The organism is Paeniglutamicibacter sp. (genome assembly GCF_046714615.1).
Lineage (GTDB): Bacteria > Actinomycetota > Actinomycetes > Actinomycetales > Micrococcaceae > Paeniglutamicibacter.
Map to the genome: position 1 here is coordinate 14,178 of NZ_JBKKAP010000144.1, position 22,006 is coordinate 36,183.

Here is a 22,006-nt window from a genome sequence, read left to right on the forward strand (position 1 = left end):
GTGAACACCCACATGCTGGCACCCCTGACCACCACCGGCGTCGGCGGCCCCGCCGCCACCTTCGTGCGCGCGAGCACGCAGGAGCAGGTCGTTGCCGCCGTGGCGGCGGCACAGGACGCGGGGGCGGACCTGCTGATCCTGGCCGGGGGCTCCAACCTGGTCATCGACGATGCCGGGTATGGCGGCACGGTGCTGCAAATCGCCACCGAGGGCGTGGCAATCGGCGAAGAGCTTCCCGACGGGCGCGTGCGGGTGGACATCGCCGCCGGGCACCCGTGGGACGACGCAGTTGCGCAAACCCTGGCCGCCGGGCTCTCCGGGCTCGAGGCACTCTCCGGGATCCCGGGCTCCGCCGGGGCCACCCCGGTGCAAAACGTCGGCGCCTACGGCTCCGAGGTCGCCCACACGCTGCTCGAGGCCAAGGTCTACGAACGGGCCACCGGGCGCACCACCGACTTGGACAACGAGGCGCTGGGCTTTGGCTATCGCGACTCGATGCTCAAGCGCACCACTCTCAACGGCTCGCCGGAATTCGTGGTGCTCTCCGTGAGCTTCGCGCTGGAAAGGCGACCGGAATCCGCCCCGATCCGCTACGCGGAACTGGCCCGGACCCTCGGCGTCGCGGCGGGCGAACGCGCGGACGCCGCAGCGGTGCGCACCAAGGTCCTGGCGCTGCGCGCCTCCAAGGGCATGGTGCTGGATACCGCCGACCGCGACACCTACTCCACCGGGTCCTTCTTCACCAACCCGATCGTGCCCGCCTCCGTGCTCGATGCACTGCCCGACGGCGCCCCCAACTTCCCTGTCGCGCAACCGGGCATGGTCAAGCTCTCGGCGGCGTGGCTGATCGACAAGGCCGGCTTCGCCAAGGGCTTCGGCCTGCCGGGAACCGCGGGGGAGGCGATTGCCGGCGGCCGGGCGACGCTGTCCACCAAGCACACCCTGGCCATCACCAACCGCGGGGACGCGTCCAGCGCCGACATCCTGGCCATCGCCCGCGCCGTGCGGGCAGGGGTCAAGGAGCGCTTCGGCATCGAGCTGCACAACGAACCGCTCTTGATCGGCTGCGCCCTGTAGGGAATCCTTGGGAGCATCATGGCTTTGATCCCGGCAGCTCTGACCCGCACCCAGCGCTCCTCCGTGGCGCGCCTGCGCCTTGGCGCCCAGGGGTTGCTGCCCGGGATCCCTGCAGCGACCCTGGCCGCACCCGCCGCCACTCCCGCGGAAGTGGTCGGCGCGCTGGGCATGATGCAGGCCCAGGACCTGCCCCAGGCCTGCTGGGGCGTGGGGGTCCGCCTGCCCGGCGCCGGGCTTGGCCGGATCCATGAGGCCATGGCCGACGGGTCGGTCATCCGGTGTTGGGGTGCCCGCGGCACGCTGATGCTCATCGTTCCGCAGCTGTACCGTGCGTTGCTGGCAGTGACCGCGCCGCGGATGAACGCCAAGATGGCCGCCACCCGGACCCAGGAAAACATCACCGAGGCCGAAATCCAGGTGCTGGCCGACGTGGCGCGTGAACGTTGCGGAGACGTTGGCGCGACGCGCGCGGAATTGCTGCAGGCCTTTGCCGATGCGGGATCGAGCATCGCGGGGCAGCGCGGGTACCACCTGATCGTGGCGGTGAGCCTGTGCGGGGTCATCGTCCAGGGCCCGATGGAACCGGGAAGCGAGACCCGGCAACTGTTCATGGCCACCGAGTCATGGCTCCCCGCCGGAGGGACGATGCCCGATGCCGGCGAGGCCCTGGCCATGCTGGTGCGCGGCTACTTCGAATCCCACGGCCCGGCAACGGTTGCCGATTGCGCGTGGTGGCTCGGCCTTCCCCTGACCCCGGTGCGTGCCGCCATGCAGGAGCTGGACCGGGTGCTGGGCAGCGCGGAGCTGGGAGGATCCACCTTCCACTTTGCGCCTGGGCACCGGGAGCGTTGGGAGAATCCGCCGGGGGCGCGCAGCGTGCTCGCGCTGCCAGGGTTCGACGAGTTCCTGCTCGGCTACCAGGACCGCTCGGCGACCCTGGCCGAGGAGCACGCGCAGGTGGTGACTCCGGGGAAGAACGGGATCTTCCTGCGCACCGTGGTGGCCGGCGGACAAACCGTGGGCACCTGGGAGCTTTCCGGTGCGGGCAAGAGCCGCACGGGGCGCTTTGCCCCCTTTGGGCAGGAGCCCGGCGGGAGCCGTGCCAGACAGGTCGCCGCCCGCATTGATGCCTACCTCAAGTTCAGAACCAGCTAACGTCCCGGGGTGCCGCGGGCAAACGAAAAGGCCGGACGCCACCCCCACGCCCCCGAGAACGGGGGAGTGGGGGCAACGACCGGCCGGGGTCTTCGAACCGCGGGCGCGAGCCTCGGTTAGAGGCGGCCCTGGGCGATGGCGAGCATGCGGCGCAGCGGCTCCGCGGCACCCCAGAGCAGCTGGTCGCCCACGGTGAAGGCCGAGATGTAGTTGGGGCCCATTTCGAGCTTGCGGATGCGTCCCACCGGGATGTCCAGGGTTCCGGAGGCGGCGACGGGGGTCAGCGCGTCAACCGTGGCCTCCTTGGTGTTGGGCACGACCTTGGCCCATTCGTTGTCCTCGGCCAGCAGGTTCTCGATCTCGGCCACCGACAGGTCCTCGGTGAGCTTGAGGGTCAATGCCTGGGAGTGCGAGCGCATGGCGCCGATGCGCACGCACAATCCGTCCACGACGACCTTGTTGGCCTCGGTGTTGCCCAGGATCTTGTTGGTTTCGACCCCGGCCTTCCACTCTTCCTTGGACTGCCCGTTGCCCAGGTCCGCGTCGATCCAGGGGATCAGCGAGCCTGCAAGCGGCACACCGAACTGGGTGGCGTCCAGGCCTCCGCGCTGGGCGGCGAGGACCTTGCGATCGATCTCCAGGATTGCGGAGGCCGGGTCGTCCAGTTCTGAAGCGACGTGGTTGTTGATGTCGCCGAACTGGGTCAGCAGCTCGCGCATGTGGCGGGCGCCGCCGCCGGAGGCAGCCTGGTAGGTCATCGAGGTTCCCCACTCGACCAGCCCGTTCTTAAACAGCCCGCCCAGGCCCATGAGCATGCAGGAGACGGTGCAGTTGCCGCCCACGAAGTCCTTGGTCCCGGAGGCCAGCGAGGCATCGATCACGTTGCGGTTGATCGGGTCAAGCACGATCACCGAGTCGTCGTTCATGCGCAGCGTGGAGGCCGCGTCGATCCACAGCCCGTCCCAGCCGCGCGAGCGCAGATCGCCGTGGACCTTCTGGGTGTAGTCCCCGCCCTGGGCGGTGACAATGATTGGCAGCTTGGCCAGGGTGTCAAGGTCGTAGGCGTCCTGCAATGCGGGTGCGCCCTCGGCGAAGGCCGGGGCGGAGCCGCCTGCGTTGGAGGTGGAAAAGAACACGGGGTCGAGGTTCGCGAAGTCGCCCTCGTCCTGCATGCGTTGCATCAGGACGGAGCCGACCATGCCGCGGTAACCGACAAAGCCAACGGAAGAAGTCATGGTTCCAGCTTAAGGGGTGGAGCGCCCCGGCAAGGATTCGGTTACGTTCCGATGCCGCACTGCGCATGCCTTAACGCACGGCGCCCCTCCATGGAATGGATCCGTGGAGGGGCGCCACCGCCTGCGCATCGACCGGTGGGCCGATCATGCGGTCGTGCTATTTGCCGCCCTCGGCCAGCAGCGCCTTGCGCATGCCCACCAGCTTGAGCGAACCGAACGCGAAGACCTGGGTAAAGACCAGCAGCAGCACCAGGCCCATGATCTTTGACCCGGTCAGCACCATGAAGAGGCCCAGCCCGGCGAAAACCAGGGCGAACAGCGGGAAGAGCATGTACCCGAGCACGAAGAGCGCCTCGGGGTTGGTCTTCAGCGCCTTGAGGGCATCCTTCATGATTTCTGCTCCCACGCCTCGACGCGGTACTGGGTGCCGTTGGCAGCTGTCAGCCAGCCGGTGTCCGGCTCCGAGAGCAGCTTGGTCCACGAGGAATCCAGGGCAGGGGCCTTGGTGTCGCCCTTGGGGCTGGCGTTGATGACGGTCTTGACGGCCAGGTGGGCGCCGCCGCTGAGTTCGGCGTAGATCTCGCCGCCTCCGATGACCCAGATTTCCTGGGCGCCCTCGGAGGCCCGGGCGGCCTTCAAGGCCTCGTCCGTGGAACCGACCGGCACGGCGCCGGCGGCGCGCAGCGCGGCATGGCGGGCTGCGTCGCGGGTGATCACGATGTTGGTGCGCCCGGGCAACGGGCGGAACTTCTCCGGGAAGGATTCCCAGGTCTTGCGTCCCATGATCACCGGGTGCCCGATGGTGGTGCGCTTGAAGTGGGCCAAATCCTCGGGCAGGGACCACGGCATGGAGCCATTGGCGCCAATGATGCCGTCTGCGGCCTCGGCCCAGATCATGCCGATGCGCTCGCTTGTGGTGGTTTCGGCGCGGTGTCCGGCGCTCTGGTTCGGGTTGCTCATACGGCGATGGGGGCCTTAATCGTCGGGTGGTGTTGGTAGTCCTCGATCACGAAGTCGTCGAGTCCGTAGTCGAAGATTGAATCGGGGGTGCGCGTGATGCGCAGGCGCGGGTACGGGTAGGGCTCGCGGGTCAGCTGCTCGGTGACCTGTTCGACGTGGTTGTCGTAAATGTGGGTGTCCCCGCCGGTCCACACGAACTCGCCGCGCTGAAGGCCGAGCTGTTCGGCCATCATGCAGGTCAGCAACGCGTAGGAGGCGATGTTGAAGGGGACGCCGAGGAACATGTCCGCGCTGCGCTGGTAGAGCTGGCAGGAAAGCTTGCCGTCGGCCACGTAGAACTGGAAGAACGCGTGGCAGGGAGGCAGCGCCATGTTCTCGATCTCGGCGACGTTCCAGGCCGAGACGATGTGCCGGCGCGAGTCGGGGTTGGCCCGCAGCGAGTCCATGACCTGGGAGATCTGGTCGATGTGGCGGCCGTCGGCCGTGGGCCAGGAGCGCCACTGCACCCCGTAGACCGGTCCCAGCTCGCCGCTCTCGTCGGCCCACTCGTCCCAGATCTTCACGCCGTTTTCGCGCAGGTAAGAGGTGTTGGAGTCCCCGCGCAGGAACCACAACAGCTCAACCGCCACGGACTTGAAATGGACGCGCTTGGTGGTGATCAGCGGAAAGGTTTCCGAGAGGTCAAAGCGCATCTGGCGGCCAAATACACTTGAGGTGCCGGTGCCGGTGCGATCGCCCTTGGCGGTGCCGTGGGCGAGTACATCTCGGAGCAGGTCCTCGTATGGGGTTGGAATCGTCACTGGACCAGTCTAGACGGTGGCGGGACGAGCGCACCGGAAGGTATGCCTGGAGCTGTGGGAAATCGGCACAGGCAACGGCCGCGGCGGGTTCGATCCTGCGTCCGCCCGGGGGCCCGGGGCCGGATGTGATTCCCGGCTCGCGGGCGCGTCGCCACGCCCAGGTCACCGGCCAGGGCGTGGCGACGGGAATGAGCTAGCCGATTTGTGCGCGAATCTGTTCAAACGGGGGAGTGGCTTCCCGCAGGTCGACGGTGATCAGGGTGCTATCCCATGGCCGCGGCCGAATGGCCATCAGGCGAGCAGGTCGTTGTACTCCGGGTAGCGCCGCAGGTAGTCCTGCACGTAGGTGCATTCGGGGATGATCTTTAGCCCTCGCACCCGCATCTGCTCCAGCACCAGCGTCACCAGTGCCCTGGCATAGCCGTGGCGGCCGTATTCCTCGTTGATGATGGTGTGCTGCAGCGTCGCGACATCGCCCTCCACCCGGTACCCCAGGAAGCCCACATAGGTCGCTCCGTGCCAGAGTCCGTAGCGGCCCCGGTCGGCATCGTGGTCCAAACGCAGCCCCTGGTGCACAATCTTTTCCTGGGTGGTGCCGTGATTCTGTTGGGCCATGATGCGCTCCTTAGCAAAGCTCGAAAACCATACCGGGCGCCGCGCCAAACGGGCGCCTACTCATGAGACTACCGTGAAGGGTGCGCTCTAGTCCTCAAACGCGTCGTAAACTTCCACCGAGACCAGTTTTCCCTTGCCAGATACGGGTTGATGGACCACGATGACCGCGCCGGGGCGCAGGAACGGGTCCTCGGCGGGAAGGAAGCCGGCCAGTGCGCCGTTCATCCGAGCACGGAGTTCGGTGAGCACCAGCGGCAGCACCGGGCGGTGCGTGCACAGCGCCTGGGACCGTCGCCGGTCCAGCAGCTTGGCCACGGTGCGTTGCGCCTTCGCCGGGTGGCGAGTGGCCTGGTGCTCGGTGACGGAACCGAGCAGCTTGACCGTGAGGCGGTGCTGCTTCAGGTAGGGCGCAACGGTCTGCACGCAGCGCGTCCAGGGGCTGGAGGCCACCTTGGCCGGACGCCAGGAGTCCAGCAGCCGGGCCACGGCCAGCGCCTGCCGCTGGCCGGTGGCGGCCAGCGGTCGCTTGCCTTCCTCGCGGGTCCAGTTGGACCGCGGCTTCGCCTTGGCATGTCGGACCACCACAAACGGGTGCGTTTCCAGCAACCCGTCCCGGTGCGCGGCAACCAAGGCCTCAAGGGGCTCGAGGTCCCCGGGGTTGGTGATCCACGCCCGCGCAATCTTGGGCGTGACCCAGCGCACCGCGTCGGTTTCCTTCCCGTCGGGGACCGGAAGGGTGTTCGGTGCCTTGGCCGCCCAGTAATAGACGACCTTGGCGCCGGCCCCCACCGGGTAGGTCATGGCCGGCAGCGGGATGCCCAGCTGGACGTCCAGGCCGACCTCCTCGAAGACTTCGCGGGTGGCGCACTCGGGCATGGTCTCCCCGTCGTCGAGCTTGCCCTTGGGCCAGGACCAGTCGTCGTAGCGGTCGCGGTGGATCATCAGGACCTCGAGCCCGACGCCGTTGACACGCCAGACCAGGGCCCCGGCTGCCAGCACCGCAAAATTGCCCTCGCGAATGGCGGCGGGATCGCTTGAGCGTACGAAATGCACGCCCCTAGCGCCTGACCACGGTGCGCTGGCGGGCACGGGAATCAATCAGCCACGACTGGATGTCGGCCAGCGGTGCGCCGTCCTCGTCCTTGTGGTGCCTGGTCCAATCGCCTTCGGCATCCAGGTGCCAGCTGGCGGTGCGTGGATCCATGTAGCGGTCAAGGAGCAGGACCAGGTCGTTGATGTCCTCGCGGCTGCTGAGCGCCACCAGCGCCTCCACCCGGCGGTCCAGGTTGCGGTGCATCATGTCGGCCGAGCCGATGTAGATGACAGGTTCCCCGGCGTTGGAGAACATGAACACGCGGGAATGCTCCAGGAACCTGCCCAGGACCGAGCGCACGCGGATGTTTTCGCTCAGCCCCGGAACTCCCGGACGCAGCGCGCAGATCCCGCGGACGATCACATCGACCTGCACCCCGGCCTGGGAGGCGCGGTAGAGGGCGTCGATGATGGCCTCGTCGACCATCGAGTTCACCTTGATCACCACGCGCGCGTCCAGCCCTGCCTTGCGGTTCGCGATCTCGGACTCGATCCGGTCGATCAGTCCCGAACGCAGCGAACGCGGGGCGACCAGCAGGCGCTTGAACGTCGAGCGCGGGGCGAAGCCCGAAAGCTGGTTGAACAGCCGCGAGAGGTCCTCGCCGACCGCGTCGTCGCTGGTGAGCAGACCCAGGTCCTCGTAGTAGCGGGCGGTGCGCGGGTGGTAGTTGCCGGTGCCGATGTGGCAATAGCGGCGCAGCTTGTCGCCCTCGCGGCGGACCACCAGCGAGAGCTTGGAGTGCGTCTTCAGGCCCACGATGCCGTAGACCACGTGCACGCCCGCCTGCTCCAGCTTCCGGGCCCAGGTGATGTTGGCCTGCTCGTCGAACCTGGCCTTGATCTCCACCAATGCCAGGACCTGCTTGCCGGACTCGGCGGCGTCAATGAGCGCGTCCACGATCGGGGAGTCGCCCGAGGTGCGGTAGAGGGTCTGCTTGATGGCCATGACCTTGGGGTCGTTGGCCGCCTGCTCCAGGAACGCCTGCACGGAGGTGGAGAAGGAGTCATACGGGTGGTGCAGCAGGATGTCGCGCCGGCGCATCGCGGCAAAGACGTTCGCGGCCTTGGAGGTCTCGGACTCGTTGAGGAACCGCGAGGTGTGGGCCAGCTGCTTGGGGTAGTGCAGATCGGCCCGGTCGATCCCGGCGATGACGCCCAGCCCGCGCAGGTCCAGCGGGGCCGGCAGCGCGAAGACCTCGTCTTCCTCGATGCCCAGTTCCCGCACCAGCAGGGCGAGGATGTTCGGGCTGATGTCCTCGACGACCTCAAGGCGCACCGGGGGCCCGAAGCGGCGGCGCAGCAGCTCCTGCTCCAGTGCCTTGAGCAGGTTCTCCGCGTCGTCCTCCTCGACCTCGAGGTCCTCGTTGCGGGTGACCCGGAAGAAGTGGTGCTCGACGATGTCCATGCCCGGGAACAGGTGCTCCAGGTGCACGGCGATCACTTCCTCGAGCGTAATGAAGCGCGCGACCCTGCCCGCGGAGTTCCCGGCGCGCGGGCCGTCCACGGAAATCAGCCGTGCCATCGTGTCCGGAACCTTCAGCCTGGCAAAGAGCTCCTTGCCGGAAACCGGGTTGCGGACCACCACCGCAAGGTTCAGCGAGAGCCCGGAGATGTAGGGGAAGGGGTGGGCGGGGTCAACGGCCAGGGGAGTGAGGATCGGGAAGACCTGGTCGATGAACCAGCGGCGCAATTCCTCGCGGGCGCGCTCGTCGAGGTCCTTCCAGCCCACCAGCAGGATCTGTTCCTTTTCCAGGGCCGGACGAACCTGCTGCGCGAAGACCTCGGCATGGCGCACTTGCAGGGCATGGGCGTCGGCCAGCAGCAGTTCCAGCTGGTCGATCGGGCTGATTCCCGTGGCGGAGGGCACGGCCAGGCCGGTGGCGATGCGGCGCTTGAGGCCGGCGACGCGCACCATGAAGAACTCGTCGAGGTTCGAGGAGAAGATCGAGAGGAAGTTGACCCGCTCCAGCAGGTGCGTTTCCGGATCCTCGGCCAGCTCCAGCACCCGGGCGTTGAAGTGCAGCCAGCTGAGCTCGCGGTCAAGGAACCTGTCATCGGCGAAGTCGCCGTCGGGAATCGGCGAGGGCTCGAAGTCGGGCAGCTCGATCCGGTCCTGGGTGGCCCGGGCCGCCGGTACATCGGTGATGCCCAATGCGGAGGTGACTGGGTGCGGATCCATGGCTGTTGCCCCTAGCGTGGATGAAGAGATGGAGTAGTCGTGCGCCCACGGCAAGCCGGAAGGCGCGCGGCATTGCGTCGATAACTACCTTACCGAAACCGGTGCGTACATGACGTCGACATCCCACTTGGTGAAGCCCAGTTTCCGGTACAGCGAGACGGCAGCCACATTGTCGGCGTCCACGTAGAGCATCAGCGCGTCCAGGCCCAGGGAGTTGAGGTAGTCGATACCGGCCAGGGTGAGCACCTTGCCCAGGCCGGTGCCCTGCGCCTCGGGGATCACGCCCACCACATAGATCTCGCCGATGGCCTGGTGTTCCCCGGTGGTGGGGGAGGACACCGCGGGGTGCACCTTGGTCCAATGGAAGCCCAGGATCTTGCCCGCTTCGTCGACGGCGAGCAGGAAGCCGGCCGGATCGAACCATTCCTCCTCCATGCGCGCGGCGAGGTCCTCGCGGGTCAGCGCGCCCTGTTCGGGGTGGTGCGCGAAGGCCGCGGCGTTCGCCGCAACCCAGCCCGCCGCGTCCGTGGTCGGGTCGAAGGAGCGGATATTGATGCCCCGCGGCACGATCGGGGCAGGCACCTCGGTGCCCGTGACCATGCGCATGCGCCACAACTCGCGCATCGGGGCGAAGCCGAAGCGCTCGGCCAGCTTGGCGGCCGCCTCGTGGTTCCCGTGGGCCCAGGCCCGCAGCCTGCCCAGGTCGGTCTCCTTGGCCAGCGCCGCGAGCAGCGCGCCGGCGATGCCCGAATCCCGGAACGCGGGATGGACCACCATTTCCAGGGTTCCCGGCGCGCCGGCTTCCCCGAGGACCGCGACCGCGGCGCCCACCAGTTCGCTGGAGGAAGTGTCGGTCCCCTCGTCCAGGTAGGCGTAGGCGCCCAGCAGGGCCCCGGAGCCCGACGCGGTGCGCAAGTCAAGAAGGGTTTGTTCGCTTAGCGGCGGGTTGCCGTCGGCTTCCTCCCCGGCGGCCACCAGCAGGTGCAACGCGGAGAGCACGCCGGGTGCCGGGGCGCCGGTAAGGATATCGATGGTGACTTCGGGATTCGTCGCAGCGTTCATATCCCTAAGATAGCCGCAGCGGCGCCTAGGCGTCGATGACCTCGGCGTTTTCGTGGCGTTGCGAGGCGAAGCGGTATCCGACGTTGCGCACCGTGCCGATGAGCTGCTCGTGGTCGGTGCCCAGCTTGGCGCGCAGCCGGCGGACGTGCACGTCCACGGTCCGGGTGCCTCCGTAATAGTCGTAGCCCCAGACCTCGTGCAGCAGCTGCTCGCGGGTGAAGACCCGGCCGGGGTGCTGGGCCAGGTACTTGAGCAGCTCGAATTCCTTGTACGTCAGGTTCAGCGGGGTGCCGTGGACCTTGGCGGTGTAGCTGGCCTCGTCGATGAGTACGCCCGCGGCGCGGATCGGCGCGCCGGCGGATCCCTCGTCGGGGGCCGAACGGGCGATGGCCAGGCGCAGCCGGGCTTCGACCTCGGCGGGGCCGGCGGTGTCAAGGATCACGTCGTCGACTTGCCAGGAGGCGGAGATGGCCGCCATCCCGCCCTCGGTGAGCACCAGCAGCAGCGGGCAGGCGATGCCGGTGGTGCGCAGCAGTTGGCACAGGGTGCGGGAGGCCGCCAGGTCCTTGCGGCCATCGACCAGCACGACCTCGGATCCCTCGGTGGCCAGCAGCGCGGCCCCCTGGGCGGGCATGACGCGGATCGTGTGGGAGAGCAGGCCCAGGGATGGGAGGATGTCGGACGAGGGCCCGGGGGCGTTGGTCAATAGCGCGATGACGGCCATCGATGCCTTCCCTCCCACATGCTTGGGTTGCCGATTCCGGGGAGCCGTGCCGCACATGCGGAACAAACCCCGGTGATCGGTGTTTACATAATGAAGTATAGATTGCCACGGGTTTCCATTACGTTTCCAAGCCTGCAACACGCGCCGCGGCCCGGCATCCGCACGGGGGTGCAGGGCGGGATAGGGCAGGATGTAACCTGTGAGACTCAAAGTTTTGGCCACAGGAACGATTGCCCTTGCACTGGTTGTCGGGGCGGGCTACCTGCCCGGTACGGCAGGTTGGCCGATGCTCCTAGTCACCCTGGTGCTGCTTGCCGCCTTCGCCGCAGGCTGGCCGCGCCTCATGAAGGTGCCCTCGCCCAACCCGGTGTCCCTGGTGATCTTCGTGGTCGGCACGGCGGCGACATTGCTGGGCCTCTTCGCGCAGCCGCGCCCGGGACTGGGCTGGGTCGCACCGTGCCTGGCTGCCGGCGTCATCCTGATGTTCCTGACCCAGTTGGTGCGCGGAACCGACGCGCAAAAACGCCTGGAATCCGTAGCCGTGGGCATCTGCGGCATGGTCATTGCCGGCTTCGGTTCCGGCTGGGCGGTGCTGGGGACCGCACCTGCAGGGAGTTCCCTTGGCTTGGTGGCAGGGTTCGGCATCCTGGGTGCCGCGGTGCCCGGGGTGCTGCGGCTGCCCGACCGCGTCGTCTTCCCGCTGGGCTTCGTGCTGGCGGTGCTGCTGGGCGGGGCCGCCAGCCTGTTGCATCCGGGCGTCAGCCTGGTTCCTGCGCTGGTGCTGGGCGCCGCCTGCGGCCTGGTCGTCGTCGGCTCACGGGCCATGCTGGTTTCCCTGGGCGGGCCCAAGGGGCCGGCCCAGATGGCGGCCGCCGCGCTGACCCCGTTGCTGGTCTGCGGATCGGTGACCTGGTACGTCATGTTGCTGTTGGTCTAGCGGCCAAGGGTCTGCCCGGTGCCGCCACGGCCGACGTCATGAAAGGCCCGACGGGCCCGGCGAACCGGTTAGGATGGTTGCATGAACGAATACCTTGGACTCGAAATCTTCTTCCTCTCGCTGCTGACCCTTGCGGGCCTGGGCATGGCCGGCTTCGCCGGGCTCGTCGTCGTGCGCCTTTTCAAGGGCCAGAAGTAACGTATAAACAGCACTAGGAAGCACACGCAATGGCAATCGAGATTCCCACCGACCTGACCCCCGAATTGGTGCCGCTTTCGTGGCTGATCGGGACCTGGGAGGGCGCCGGCCGGCTCGGCGAAGGCGAAGCGGATGACGAATTCTTCTTCCAGCGTGTGAGCTTCTCCCAGAACGGCCTGCCGTTCCTGGAATACCGTTCCGAAACCTGGATCACCGACGAGCGGGGCAACACGCTGCGCCCGCTCACCGTTGAATCGGGATTCTGGTCCCTTGAGCGCCCCATGTTGGACGCCGACCTAGGCCCGGGAATGACTCCCGGGGACATTGTTCCCGCCCTGCGTTCCGCCCAAGACGTCGAAGACTTGCGCACGGACGAGGGCGGGTTCAAGATCCAGGTCAACATCGCGCACCCCGGGGCGATCTGTGAACTTTACTACGGTGTCATCAAGGGCCCGCAAATCCAGCTGGCCACCGACCTGGTGATGCGCGGCACCAATGCCAAGAACTACGCCTCGGCCACCCGGATCTACGGATTGGTCAACGGCGATTTGTTCTGGCGCTGGGATGTATCCACCGGCGGCAACGACCTCAAGGCCCACGCCTCGGCCGCACTCAAGAAGCAGGGATGACCATGGCGCTTTCGCCGTTATTGTCGCGACCCGGCGCCGTCGCCGCGTCCGGGATCGATCAGGGCGTCGCCGCCCACTACGGGGAGCTGAACAAGGAGCAGCAGAAGCTGCTTGCCGGCACCGCGGTGGCCGACTTGTCCCACTTCGAGGTGGTGACGCTGTCCGGGGAGGATCGACTCTCCTGGCTCAACACCCTTTCCAGCCAGGCCCTGACCGGGCTGCCCGAGGGCCAAAGCACCCAGACGCTGCTGCTGACGGTGCAGGGCCGCATCGAGTTCGACATCCGCGTGCTGGCCGACGCGGACAAGCTCTGGCTGATCGTCGAGCCGGGCCAGGCGGCGCCGCTGACCGCGTACCTGCTGCGCATGCGCTTCATGTTGCGCGTCGAGATCACCGACGTCTCGGCGGAATTTGCCATCGTGGGAGCCTGCGCGCCGCAGCCGGCCTTGGCGAAGAACCCCGTCTGGGTCGACCCGTGGCCGGGTGTCACCATTGGCGGCTACGCCTATTCGGAGCCGGAACACCCGGGGAACGAACGCCCCTGGTACCTGTACATCGTGCCCGCAGCCGAACTCCAGGATGCGGTGGCCGAACTCCCGCTGGCCGGGATGCTCGCCGTGGAGGCGCTGCGCATTGCCGCCTGGCGCCCGCGCTTCGGCTTCGAGACCGACGAGAAGGCCATCCCGCACGAACTGGACTTGATCCGCACCGCCGTGCACCTGGACAAGGGGTGCTACAAGGGCCAGGAAACCGTGGCCCGCGTGCACAACGTCGGGCGCCCGCCGCGCCGCTTGGTGTTCCTGCAGCTCGACGGGTCGATGCATACCCTGCCGGCCCTCGGTTCCCCGGTGATGGTGGGGGAGAAGGTCGTCGGTTCGCTGACCTCGGTGGCGACCCATTTCGAGGCAGGGCCCATCGGCCTGGCGCTCATCAAGCGCAACATCGACACCGATCTCGAGCTGGAGGTCGTGGACGGCGAGGAGCACTACGCCGCGAAGCAGGAGACCATCGTGACTCCCGAGGCCGGGCAGATAGCCGGTCGCTTCACCGGATTCATCCGGCCGCCGCGCTAGAAAGAGCCGGAACTGGCCCAGCCATCCGTGGCTTCCACGGGTCGGTGCAACACCCGGCGGCACGGCCGGCACCAGCAATACACGCAAAACGCTCGGCCAGGGTTTCCCGGTCGGGCGTTTTGCGTGGACGGGCATGCAGGAACGCCCGGTGCAGTCCCTATATCGTTGAGCCGGCAGTCCACTGGGCAGCCGTCGTGCGTTCACGCCGGGCCTTCCAACCGTTCACTTGAACCTTGTACCGTCACCCGCATGTCTTCCTTCAAGTTCGGGCGCGTTCTCGCCCTCGCCGCCGCGGCCGGCGCGCTGTCCCTCTCCTTCACTCCCGCAGCCCTTTCTGCCACCACGGAAACACACCAAGCCGAGCCGGACGGCGCAAAAGCGGCTTCCCCGGGTAAGGGGCAGGGCACGGGCGCCGGGCGGTGCCACGCACCGGGCCAGCCGCCAGTCCCGTCGCAGGAAGGCACCGTGGCCTACTTCCAGGACGCCCATGAGTACAGTCCGCGCGAGCACGCCCTGGGCTACCGTGGCGGCATTGCCCGCCTTGCCACCGTCCTGGACGGCATTGAGGCCGCCAACGGGAATACGGCGACGATCTTCGGCGGCGACATGGCCGGCGGCAGCCTGTTCGGCGGCGTCTACCAGGGGTTCCCGTTCGTGGAGGCGTTCAACGACCTCGGCGTGGATGTGGCCACCTTCGGCCAGCACGACTTCGATTTCGGTCTCGAGACCGCGCTGGACCTCGTGAAGGCCTCGGAATTCCCGTGGATTGCTTCCAACCTCGCCTTCAAGGACGGCAGCGAGTTCCTTCCCGGCAACGTGGCCGGAACCGTGGAAGCCGGCGAGCTGTTGGTCGGCGTCATTGGCCTCACCGGGTCGCTGCAAAACAGCTCCGCCAATGCCGATCTCAACCAGCGGCCCTACATCGAGTCCACCCAGGCCGGAGTGAAGCTGCTGCAGGAGCAGGACGTCGATATCATCGTCGTCTCCGGCCAGATCGACCGGGCCGAAGGACTCGAGCTCATGGCCCAGGTCCCGGAAGTCCAGGTTCTCATGCGTGAGGAGAACAGCGGCTCGTCCCCGGCCGAGGCCGTCGAGCTGGGCGACGAGCGCCTGATGGTCACCGGCATGGGCGACTACGGCGTGGTCGCTGAAATCGACATCGCCAAGGACCTCTGCGGCAACATCACCACGGGCGCCGTCCTGCACGACGTCGACGAATCGGTGGCCGAGGAACCTGCTTGGGCGGCAAAGGCCGCCTTCTACGAGCAGGACATGGAAGAACGCCTCGACGCGACGATCGGGACCGCGACCGGCGACTTCGGCCGTCGTGCCGCGGGCGAGCTGGCCGCCGATGCCTTCCGCGACTACTACACGGCCGACCTCGGCTGGGCGAACGGAGGCGGCATCCGCGCCGAGATCGACGGCGGCGATCTCTCGCTGCGGGACCTGCACACCGTTTTCCCCTTCGGAAACCGGGCGATGCTCATCGAGGTCACCGGTGAGCAGCTGATCGAGGGCCTGAACCAGGGTGTCGACTCCAGTCCCGAAGGCTATGGGGGCTTCCCGCGGGTTTCCGGCTTCACCTACACCTACTCCGAATCGGCCCCCGCAGGCCAGCGCATCACCGATGTCGTCCTTCGGGACGGCACTCCGGTCGATCCGGGCGCCACTTACTCCTTGGCCATCACGAACTATGTGGCAACCAACGGTGGTGACGGCGTGAGAGCGTTCCTGAACGCCCCGATCGTGGTGTCGGCGGACGAGGGCACCGCGGATGTCAGCGCCCTGACCGCGTATGTCGAGAAGCTCGGGACCGTGACGCCGAACGAAGTCCCGAGGGCCACGATTCTCCCGTAGCGCCGGATCGGAAAACACCAAGGGGGCCAGGATTTCGCGCACGCGTGAACCCCTGGCCCTTTTTCGACCCCGCGCCCCTGCGCGGCCCCGGGTCAGGCCCCGTCGTGCAGTTTCAGGTTCATCAGGGAACCGACAAGTTCGAAGCCCAGCGAGGTGGCCAGGGCGCTTGCCGCCTCCTGCCCTTCCTTGATGCGCGCCTGCGGAATCAGGCCCTCGCTCAGCGCATCGTCCACCGCCAGCGCCGCGGCGTAGCGCCCCAGTCCGTGGCCGCGCACATGGGGGTGCGTGAGCACCGTGGTGTCGGCGAGCAGCCCTCCCGGCGCCCAGTAGCCGGCGCCGGCCACGGGGTCGGAGCCGGTGTCGGAGAACAGCACGAAGCATTGGTCCCAGTCGCCAAGCACGGTGCTCGCGGCGTCGTCGCGCGGGGAATTGTCGCGCAACTGCGCCAGGTCCTCATGGTCCGCGGACACCGTGATGTGCTCGGAATCCACGATCTCGAAGGGTGAATCGAGGTAGGTCAGGGCGTCGACGCCCAGGGACCGGATCGAGGGGGCCAGGCCCGAGGCGTGCAGCAGCCCCAGCAGCGCCCGGTCATCGACGAAATGCTGGTCGGCGGAGCCGCGCAGCAGCGCCAGGACTTCCTCGGGGGCGCGCACCACCTGGTGGTCGCCCAGGTGCAGCACCTCCAGGCGGTCGGTGCCGATCGAGGGGACAAACAGGCTCACCGGCGCGCGGTCAGGTTGCAGCGCGGAGTCGGGCACGGAGAATTCGCGGGCCCAGGACAACGCGATGATGGCACGGGTGCCAAATTCAAGATTCACGTTCCGAGCCTAATGCAGGAGCGGGCCGGCACCGGTGTCCGCGGGCGCAAATCCCGGGGGTGCGGCAACCGGGGCCGGTTAGCCGGGACGGGTCAGCCGAAGAGGATCCGCGCTTCGTCGTAGCGTTCCTGCGGGACGCGCTTGAGGTTGTTCAGCGCCGCCTGGAACGGCACCCGGTTGATCTTGGTGCCGCGCAGCGAGACCATCGACCCCCAGGCCTGCTCGGCCACCGAATCCACCGCTGCCATGCCCAGGCGCGTGGCCAGCACGCGGTCAAAGGCGCTGGGCACCCCGCCGCGCTGGATGTGCCCGAGCACCGTGGCGCGGGTCTCGATGCCCGTGGCGTCCTCGATGAACGGGGCCAGCTGCTCGCCGATCCCGCCCAGCCGCGGGCGGCCGAAGGCGTCAAGGCCGCGCTCCGAGAAGGCCCCGTCGGCGCCCTCGGGGACGAAGCCCTCGGCCACGACCACCAGCGGGGCGCGCCCGCGGCCGTGGGCCTCGGTGACCCAGGCGTAGATCTGTTCCATGGTGGTTGACTGCTCGGGGATCAGGATCGCGTGCGCGCCGGTGGCCATGCCCGCGTGCAGGGCCAGCCAGCCCACATGCCTGCCCATGACCTCGGCGATCATGCAGCGGTGGTGGGACTCGCCGGTGGTGCGCAGCCGGTCGATGGCCTCCACCGCAATCTGGTTGGCGGTGTCGAAGCCGAAGGTGAAGTCTGTGGCGTCCAGGTCGTTGTCGATGGTCTTGGGCACGCCGACGATCTTCAGTCCGGCGTCGGTCAGCCGCTTGGCCCCGGCCAGGGTGCCCTCGCCGCCGATGGCGATCATTGCGTCCACGCCGATGCGCTTGAGGGTCGCGGCAATGTTCTCGGCCCCGCCGTTTTCGCCGTCGAAGGCGTTGGTGCGCGAGGTGCCCAGGATGGTGCCGCCCTGCTTGGAGATGCCGCGGACCGCGGTGCGGGGGAGTTCGACGACGTCCCCGTCCTTGACCCCTCGCCAGCCGTCGCGGAATCCCACGAATTCGTGGTCGTAGCTCTTGATGCCGTTCAGGACGGCTCCGCGGATGACAGCATTCAATCCAGGGCAGTCCCCGCCACTGGTCATGATCCCGATGCGCATGCTCACTCAATTCTTCTCGCTGCTCGATCACCGCAGCCGCACAGTGCCGGACCGGGTGTTTAGGTAAAATGGAGCGCGACGTTGAGCTCGCCAGCAACCAGTCTAGCCACGCGACACTTGTGATCGTCAACACCAAGCCGAAGTGCTACGCCGGCGAGTCCCCTTCCGGCACACGCACCGCCGCCCGCCGTCCCCGCGCCTGGTGGCGGGGGACGGCGGGCGGCGGGGTGGTTCGCGGTGCCGGCGGGCCCTAGCTGACCTTGCGGACCAGCTTCTGCAGCACGATGGTGTCGTCCTGCGCCGGAAGCAGCAGCCAGGCGACGAGGTAGGCGCCGATGCCCAGGACCGGCAGCAGGAAGCTGAGCAGCAGGGCGATGCGGACCAGGGTGACATCCCAGCCGAACTTCTCGGAGATGCCCCCGGCAATGCCGGCGACCAGGCGCTTGGGGCCGCGGCGGAAGGGGATCGAGCGAAGGGAATTGAAAAAGGTGTCCATGGTGTCAAAGTCTTTCATGCCGGGGCGGGAATTTGCTGTGAATTGCGGGTGCGGTGCTGCCCGATTCACTCGGAGCGGCGCGCGGCCAGGATCCCGGCGACGATCAGGATCACCCCGGCACCTCCGAGAAGGGAGATGAAGAGCAGCGGCGCGCTGATCTGGAAGTTCAGCAGCAGGCCCGCGAGCAGGGCGATGCCGATGGCCAGCAGGATCAGGCCGAAGACCAGGGTCCCGGTGGGGAATTCCCCGGCGGGTTCGCCGGTGCCGTGCTGTTGTTCGGTGTGCTGGCTCATGGTGCAACCTCGGCTTTCTCTACGTTGATTTCAATGCTGCTGAATGCCCCGTCGATCTCCAGGCGAAGCTCGGGGCCGCCGATGCCGGCATTCAGCACGGTGGACCCGCCGCGGAGTTCGGCGGTGGAGCCGTTGATCTGCAGCGAGCCGAAGGCCCCCTGGGAGTCGATGACCACCGGGATGTTGTCGGGGACGGTCAACTCCATGGAGGAGAAGACGTTGTCGAGCTTCACGGTGGTGTCGGAGGTGATGGTCGAGTACGAGCGCAGATCCAGCTCCCCGGAGTGGAAGACGTTGGTGGTGCCGTCGCCGTCGGTGCTGGTGATTCCCATGAATCCGTTCATGGGTCCGGAATCGCGCAGCGATCCGCCGCCCCAGAGCAGGGAGAAGATGAGCGCGACGATCCCGAAACCGACAAGTGCCCCGCCGGTGCGCTTGTTCAGCGCCGCCCCGATCAACCCGAGGGCGATGACAATCAGTGCGACGGCGAAGCCCACGGCGAACGCGTCGGCCGGCAAGTCAAGCATGCCCAGGTGGGACAGGCCCGTGACCATGGCGAACAGGAGCACCGCGAGTCCCAGCACGATGGTTGCCGCGTAGCCGGGCAGCGCCTTGTGGCGCACCGGCTTGGGCGCCTTCCCGGGCCGCGGGTCCGGGAAACCCGGGGGCGGAGTGGTGGGTGGCGGGCCGAATCCGGCGGCCGGCGGCGTGTTGCCGGGACCCGTCGCGGGACCCGGGAAGGCAGGGGCCTCGGGCGATGGCAGTGGCATGGTGTGCTCCTGGAGGTTAGGTCCGGTTCCGTGCCGGGTGCCGGGCAGCGGCGTGGTCGGTGCCTCGGACCCCGCCTGGTCGGCGGCTTCCGTGGGCTTGTTCGTTGATGCGTCGGCGGCGGGGGCGTCGGAATTGCCCGTTTCATCGGCATTCCCTGCCGCGCCCCGGCGTTCTGCGGAACCGTCGTGCACGGTGCCCGGAAGAATGGCGGTGGTTGCCGAGACCTCCGGCGTTGCGCCGGTGGTGCCCGGGGCCGAGGAATAGGCGGCGGTGGACGGCGGCGTGGCGGACTGGACGTCGGAGGGACCCGCCGGTGTCGGGGTTCCGGGCGGCTGCGTGCCCTGGGCGAAGCTTCCGCGTCGGGAAAAGACCAGGAAGCCGATGCCCAGGATCACCAGCAGCGTCCAGAAGCCGCCGTCCCACCATCCGAAGAGTGCGGGGGAGCTCACGGCGCCGACGATGAAGAAGACCAGCGCCCCGCTCATCCCGCTGCTCCAGCGGCCCGCGATCGCCTCCTGCACGTGGATCCTGCCGTCGGGGCCGGGCATCAGTGCCCAGCCGACCCCGTAGACCAGCAGTCCCAGTCCGGCGACAAAGCACAGCGCCACCATGATGCCGCGTACCAGGATGGGGGAGATGCCAAAGCGCTGCGCCACCCCGGAGGCGACGCCGCCGACCCAGTGGTCCTCGCCGCGTTGCATTCCCAGTTCCCGTACCCAGCGGAAAAACCCGTGTTCCATTGATGCTTCTCTCATGCTTCAATCCTCGTGCCTGCCGGGGTGTCGCCGCTATGGGGGTCGCCCCTGATTGAACCCTGAGGCCAACCCCGGGATCGGCACCGCGGGCCCAAACTGGCCCGCGGGCGTGCTTGGATGGATACATGAGCCAAACACCTCTCCGTCCCGCGCTGCTGCGCGGGGAGACCCGCATCATTGCCGGGGTGTGTTCCGGGGTTGCCGCGCACCTGGGGCTGAAGGTCGCCTGGGTGCGCATCGGCTTCGTGCTGGCGGCCCTGCTGGCCGGCGCCGGGGTCGTGCTCTACGCATGGTTGTGGATCTTTTTGCCCAGCTCCGGGGATGCGCAACGCGATGCCGACCGCGGCACCGGCACCCGCCGCTTCACCCTGGCCGAGGGGCTGGCCGGCAGCGCGGCGCCGGAGACGCTCGACCCGCTGGGTGCCGCCCGCCAGGCCTCCTTGCGCCAGGTCGTCATCGGGATGGCGCTTCTGTTGGTGGCAGGGCTCGCCGGCGCGCAGCTGCTCGGCGTATCGATCCGCTGGGACCTGCTCTGGCCGGTGCTGGTGGTCATCGCCGGTGCCGTGCTGGCCTGGATGCAGCTGGACGAGGGCGGGCGGGCCGGGCTGCGCAAGAGCACCGGCGCCCTGGGCGCCGCCGGGCTCACCCGCCTGCTGGTGGGTGTCGGACTGGTGGTCGCAGGCGTGCTGCTGCTCTTCAGCGGGGCCGTCGGAATCGGCTCGCTGCTCTCCGGGCTCGCGGTGGCAGTTGCTGTCATCGCCGGTCTGCTGCTGGTGCTGCTGCCCTGGGCCCTGCGCTTCTGGCGCGACTTCGTCTCCGAGCGCACCAACCGGGTGCGGGCCGCGGAGCGCGCCGACATCGCCGCGCACCTGCACGACTCGGTGCTCCAGACCCTCGCCCTGATCCAAAAGCGCGCCGAGGACCCGGCGAAGGTGCTCACCCTGGCCCGCGCCCAGGAGCGCGAGCTGCGCTCCTGGCTCTATGACGAGCACGAGCGCAGCGCGGACGGCATTGGCTCCGCGATCCGGGCGGCCGCCGGGGAAATCGAGGAACTCTACCTGGTGTCCATCAACATGGTCGGGGTCGGGGAACGCACGGGATTGCCGGGGCATGATGCGCTGCTCCAGGGAACCCGGGAGGCCATGGCGAACGCGGCCAAGCATGCAGGGGGCACCATCTCGGTGTACGTGGAGGCAGGGCCGAAGCGCATTGAGGTGTTTGTGCGCGACCGCGGCCCCGGCTTCGACCCGGCCGCTGTCTCGGCGGACCGGCACGGCGTGCGCGAATCGATCATCGGGCGCATGGAACGCAATGGCGGGCACGCCACGATCAAGAGCAATGAAGAGGGCACCGAGGTGCACCTGTCCATGGAAGCAGAAGACGGAGAAGACAATGACTGAGCCAACCCAAGACACCGCCGGCGCCCCCGTGCGCGTGGTGGTGGTCGATGACCACGGGATCTTCCGCTCCGGGCTCAAGGCCGACCTTGACGCGCGCCTGGCGGTCGTCGGCGAGGCCGCCACGGTGGAGGACGCCATCGCCGTGGTGCACCGGGAAATGCCGGCCGTCGTGCTGCTCGATGTGCACCTGCCCGGCGGGCGCGGCGGCGGCGGCGCGGAGGTGCTGGCCGGCTGCGTGGATGTATTTCCGCAGGTGAAGTTCCTGGCCCTGAGCGTCTCGGACGCCGCAGAGGACGTGGTCACGGTGATCCGTGCCGGGGCCCGGGGATACGTCACCAAGTCGATCTCGGGGACCGAGATCTCCGATGCGGTGCTGCGGGTCGCCGGCGGCGATGCGGTGTTCTCCCCGCGGCTGGCGGGCTTCGTGCTCGATGCCTTCGGAACCCAGGCGGCAATCAGCGCCGACGAGGAACTGGATCTGCTCAGCGCCCGCGAACTGGAGGTCATGCGCCTGATTGCGCGCGGCTACAGCTACAAGGAGGTCGCCAAGGACCTGTTCATCTCGGTCAAGACCGTGGAAACCCACGTCTCCTCCGTGCTGCGCAAGCTCCAGCTCTCCAACCGTCACGAACTCACCCGCTGGGCCGTGGATCGCCGGATTCTCTAGCACCGGGCAACCCGGCTGCCCGCAGCCCCGTGCGGGCAGGCAAAAGGCCCGCGGCCCCGGCCCCCAGGGCCCCCCCCCCCGCCCGCAAA

General features: G+C 68.1%; 23 protein-coding genes. 9 read left to right on the forward strand and 14 right to left on the reverse strand.

The window, feature by feature from the left end; translation table 11 throughout:
- Together ACLQ7E_RS16775 and ACLQ7E_RS16780 are read left to right on the forward strand one after the other, a co-directional pair.
- Nucleotides 1-1,077: a UDP-N-acetylmuramate dehydrogenase gene (locus ACLQ7E_RS16775; protein ID WP_411733706.1), complete on the forward strand. Its 1,077-nt coding sequence runs from the start codon at nucleotides 1-3 to the stop codon at nucleotides 1,075-1,077.
- Nucleotides 1,078-1,095: 18 nt separating this feature from the next.
- Nucleotides 1,096-2,232 (forward strand): winged helix DNA-binding domain-containing protein, encoded by a 1,137-nt coding sequence (locus tag ACLQ7E_RS16780; protein WP_411733707.1) that lies wholly within the window; start codon nucleotides 1,096-1,098, stop codon nucleotides 2,230-2,232.
- Between the two features lie 116 nt (nucleotides 2,233-2,348).
- Here ACLQ7E_RS16780 and asd read toward each other — a convergent pair whose 3' ends face one another.
- From asd to ACLQ7E_RS16825, 9 genes are all read right to left on the reverse strand, one after another.
- Complete coding sequence (gene asd, locus ACLQ7E_RS16785) at nucleotides 2,349-3,467, reverse strand: aspartate-semialdehyde dehydrogenase (RefSeq protein ID WP_411733708.1); 1,119 nt, start codon at nucleotides 3,465-3,467, stop codon at nucleotides 2,349-2,351.
- A gap of 157 nt (nucleotides 3,468-3,624) precedes the next feature.
- Nucleotides 3,625-3,858 (reverse strand): NF038396 family protein, encoded by a 234-nt coding sequence (locus ACLQ7E_RS16790; protein WP_411733709.1) that lies wholly within the window; start codon nucleotides 3,856-3,858, stop codon nucleotides 3,625-3,627.
- Complete coding sequence (locus ACLQ7E_RS16795; RefSeq protein WP_411733730.1) at nucleotides 3,855-4,364, reverse strand: dihydrofolate reductase; 510 nt, start codon at nucleotides 4,362-4,364, stop codon at nucleotides 3,855-3,857. Before ACLQ7E_RS16795 ends, ACLQ7E_RS16790 begins: the two co-directional genes overlap by 4 nt.
- A gap of 59 nt (nucleotides 4,365-4,423) precedes the next feature.
- Complete coding sequence (locus ACLQ7E_RS16800; protein WP_411733710.1) at nucleotides 4,424-5,227, reverse strand: thymidylate synthase; 804 nt, start codon at nucleotides 5,225-5,227, stop codon at nucleotides 4,424-4,426.
- A gap of 291 nt (nucleotides 5,228-5,518) precedes the next feature.
- The gene (locus ACLQ7E_RS16805) at nucleotides 5,519-5,842 is read right to left on the reverse strand and encodes a GNAT family N-acetyltransferase (RefSeq protein ID WP_411733711.1); all 324 of its coding nucleotides are present in this window, start codon (nucleotides 5,840-5,842) and stop codon (nucleotides 5,519-5,521) included.
- A gap of 87 nt (nucleotides 5,843-5,929) precedes the next feature.
- Nucleotides 5,930-6,895: an NUDIX hydrolase gene (locus ACLQ7E_RS16810; protein ID WP_411733712.1), complete on the reverse strand. Its 966-nt coding sequence runs from the start codon at nucleotides 6,893-6,895 to the stop codon at nucleotides 5,930-5,932.
- A 4-nt stretch (nucleotides 6,896-6,899) separates the two neighbouring features.
- Nucleotides 6,900-9,113 carry an RNA degradosome polyphosphate kinase gene (locus tag ACLQ7E_RS16815; protein WP_411733713.1) on the reverse strand — a complete coding sequence of 738 codons (2,214 nt, stop codon included), beginning with the start codon at nucleotides 9,111-9,113 and terminating at the stop codon, nucleotides 6,900-6,902.
- Between the two features lie 84 nt (nucleotides 9,114-9,197).
- The gene (gene mshD, locus ACLQ7E_RS16820; protein WP_411733714.1) at nucleotides 9,198-10,175 is read right to left on the reverse strand and encodes a mycothiol synthase; all 978 of its coding nucleotides are present in this window, start codon (nucleotides 10,173-10,175) and stop codon (nucleotides 9,198-9,200) included.
- A 25-nt stretch (nucleotides 10,176-10,200) separates the two neighbouring features.
- Complete coding sequence (locus ACLQ7E_RS16825; RefSeq protein ID WP_411733715.1) at nucleotides 10,201-10,899, reverse strand: winged helix-turn-helix domain-containing protein; 699 nt, start codon at nucleotides 10,897-10,899, stop codon at nucleotides 10,201-10,203.
- A 199-nt stretch (nucleotides 10,900-11,098) separates the two neighbouring features.
- Here ACLQ7E_RS16825 and ACLQ7E_RS16830 point away from each other — a divergent pair, with 199 nt between their 5' ends.
- From ACLQ7E_RS16830 to ACLQ7E_RS16845, 4 genes are all read left to right on the forward strand, one after another.
- On the forward strand, nucleotides 11,099-11,836 hold the full coding sequence (locus ACLQ7E_RS16830) for a hypothetical protein (protein WP_411733716.1): 738 nt from the start codon (nucleotides 11,099-11,101) through the stop codon (nucleotides 11,834-11,836).
- Between the two features lie 227 nt (nucleotides 11,837-12,063).
- Nucleotides 12,064-12,663 carry an FABP family protein gene (locus ACLQ7E_RS16835; protein ID WP_411733717.1) on the forward strand — a complete coding sequence of 200 codons (600 nt, stop codon included), beginning with the start codon at nucleotides 12,064-12,066 and terminating at the stop codon, nucleotides 12,661-12,663.
- Nucleotides 12,664-12,665: 2 nt separating this feature from the next.
- The gene (locus ACLQ7E_RS16840) at nucleotides 12,666-13,736 is read left to right on the forward strand and encodes a YgfZ/GcvT domain-containing protein (RefSeq protein WP_411733731.1); all 1,071 of its coding nucleotides are present in this window, start codon (nucleotides 12,666-12,668) and stop codon (nucleotides 13,734-13,736) included.
- Nucleotides 13,737-13,985: 249 nt separating this feature from the next.
- Nucleotides 13,986-15,593: a bifunctional metallophosphatase/5'-nucleotidase gene (locus ACLQ7E_RS16845; RefSeq protein WP_411733718.1), complete on the forward strand. Its 1,608-nt coding sequence runs from the start codon at nucleotides 13,986-13,988 to the stop codon at nucleotides 15,591-15,593.
- 92 nt (nucleotides 15,594-15,685) lie between these two features.
- On the opposite strand, the gene ACLQ7E_RS16850 is transcribed toward ACLQ7E_RS16845, so the two are convergent.
- Nucleotides 15,686-16,414: a GNAT family N-acetyltransferase gene (locus tag ACLQ7E_RS16850; RefSeq protein ID WP_411733719.1), complete on the reverse strand. Its 729-nt coding sequence runs from the start codon at nucleotides 16,412-16,414 to the stop codon at nucleotides 15,686-15,688.
- A 92-nt stretch (nucleotides 16,415-16,506) separates the two neighbouring features.
- Complete coding sequence (locus ACLQ7E_RS16855; protein ID WP_411733732.1) at nucleotides 16,507-17,535, reverse strand: ATP-dependent 6-phosphofructokinase; 1,029 nt, start codon at nucleotides 17,533-17,535, stop codon at nucleotides 16,507-16,509.
- Nucleotides 17,536-17,603: 68 nt separating this feature from the next.
- On the opposite strand from ACLQ7E_RS16855, the gene ACLQ7E_RS16860 reads away from it, so the two are divergent.
- Nucleotides 17,604-17,789: a hypothetical protein gene (locus tag ACLQ7E_RS16860; RefSeq protein ID WP_411733720.1), complete on the forward strand. Its 186-nt coding sequence runs from the start codon at nucleotides 17,604-17,606 to the stop codon at nucleotides 17,787-17,789.
- On the opposite strand, the gene ACLQ7E_RS16865 is transcribed toward ACLQ7E_RS16860, so the two are convergent.
- From ACLQ7E_RS16865 to ACLQ7E_RS16875, 3 genes are all read right to left on the reverse strand, one after another.
- Nucleotides 17,786-18,031: a PspC domain-containing protein gene (locus ACLQ7E_RS16865; protein WP_411733721.1), complete on the reverse strand. Its 246-nt coding sequence runs from the start codon at nucleotides 18,029-18,031 to the stop codon at nucleotides 17,786-17,788. The two genes, ACLQ7E_RS16860 and ACLQ7E_RS16865, sit on opposite strands and share 4 nt — an antisense overlap.
- Before the next feature lie 65 nt (nucleotides 18,032-18,096).
- On the reverse strand, nucleotides 18,097-18,324 hold the full coding sequence (locus ACLQ7E_RS16870) for a hypothetical protein (RefSeq protein ID WP_411733722.1): 228 nt from the start codon (nucleotides 18,322-18,324) through the stop codon (nucleotides 18,097-18,099).
- Nucleotides 18,321-19,850: a PspC domain-containing protein gene (locus ACLQ7E_RS16875; protein ID WP_411733723.1), complete on the reverse strand. Its 1,530-nt coding sequence runs from the start codon at nucleotides 19,848-19,850 to the stop codon at nucleotides 18,321-18,323. The genes ACLQ7E_RS16870 and ACLQ7E_RS16875 overlap by 4 nt, the downstream gene beginning before the upstream one ends.
- A gap of 125 nt (nucleotides 19,851-19,975) precedes the next feature.
- Here ACLQ7E_RS16875 and ACLQ7E_RS16880 point away from each other — a divergent pair, with 125 nt between their 5' ends.
- A complete protein-coding gene (locus tag ACLQ7E_RS16880; RefSeq protein ID WP_411733724.1) occupies nucleotides 19,976-21,250 on the forward strand; it encodes a PspC domain-containing protein in 1,275 nt (424 codons plus the stop codon).
- Nucleotides 21,243-21,917, forward strand: a complete 675-nt coding sequence (locus ACLQ7E_RS16885) for a LuxR C-terminal-related transcriptional regulator (RefSeq protein ID WP_411733725.1) — start codon at nucleotides 21,243-21,245, stop codon at nucleotides 21,915-21,917. The genes ACLQ7E_RS16880 and ACLQ7E_RS16885 overlap by 8 nt, the downstream gene beginning before the upstream one ends.
- The last annotated feature ends 89 nt before the right edge of the window (nucleotides 21,918-22,006 follow it).